The 1,124-nt window shown below is 33.4% G+C and carries 2 protein-coding genes; both read right to left on the bottom strand.

From position 1 onward, the window contains the following. Nucleotides 1–435: 435 nt before the first annotated feature. Complete coding sequence (locus tag AC1DRF_RS29060) at nt 436–639, bottom strand: cold-shock protein (RefSeq protein WP_013056130.1); 204 nt, start codon at nt 637–639, stop codon at nt 436–438. 286 nt (nt 640–925) lie between these two features. Then, nucleotides 926–1,093: a hypothetical protein gene (locus AC1DRF_RS29055; protein WP_013056129.1), complete on the bottom strand. Its 168-nt coding sequence runs from the start codon at nt 1,091–1,093 to the stop codon at nt 926–928. Nucleotides 1,094–1,124: the final 31 nt, after the last annotated feature.

Below are 1,124 nucleotides of genomic sequence, written 5' to 3'. Positions count from 1 at the left end.
AGAATCAAACTCGTTCGGATTTTTTCATTGGTAGAGTGAACATAGGTTTTATGTATGTAACTGCTTCTAGCTGTTGTGTAAAAAACGATCCCTACTAGCTCATTTATCTCATTTGTTCGTCTGTAGATTGAATTGATTGCGTTATGTCCAATCCTCATTTTTGATTTCKTTTTTCCATTAGCTTTTTAACTACTTCTTTTGGCTCCCAGCATGTAAACTGATAAGAAGGACGGGTTTCATAGCCCAGTCTTTTGCATCGATATTTCATTCCCTTATCCAATTTAATACTTTGAAAATGTTGACATGTGGCACAGCAATGAAATGGACTCATGCCTTCCCTTCTTCCCTACTTTAATCTATTTTCTTAATCATACAAATAAAACAAATTTGTATAAAAAAAGCTGCCTGTCGGCAGCTTTCATATGTAGCGTTGAATTATAATTTTACAACATTCTCCGCTTGAGGTCCACGTTGACCTTCAACGATTTCAAATTCAACTTTTTGGCCTTCTTCTAATGTTTTGAAGCCTTCAGATTGGATAGCTGAAAAATGAACGAATACGTCATTTTCGCCTGGTACTTCGATAAAACCGAAGCCCTTTTCACTGTTAAACCATTTTACTGTACCTGTAGTAGCCATGTAAAAAACCTCCAAAAAATGTAAAAATTTTAATATGTTACTCTATATTTACATTTATACCGTAAATAAAAAATTCACATATTATAAAAGAGACCTACGCGAAGTAGATCTCCTTTATAACAAGTGAATTTTCACTAAATCTAATTCGAGTGTATGGTCAAACGTAGTATTCATTACATTTATTAAATTTGGTTGCGTTTACATTATACTATACCTATATGTAAAATGCAAATATTGGGCCATTCTTAGTATATGGCTCAGCCGTTTTGCAAAATATTGATCTTCCTTACGTCAACATGTTATCAATATGGGCGTCGATAATTTCTTTTCGTTTATTTTGCAGGGTCTCAAATAATAACTTAGCTTCTTCTGAAGTTAGTGCAAACGTTGTTGTTTCTTCATGGTTTTCTTCTTTTGTATGAAGCACAAATATGCTTTGTTGAATTCCACTCATACATATTCCTCCTTTTTCGATAGTATAGGCT

This window comes from Priestia sp. P5_B4 (genome assembly GCF_056400385.1).
The sequence above is the reverse complement of the archived record's forward strand: the minus strand, read 5'-3'. Positions and strand labels throughout refer to the sequence as shown.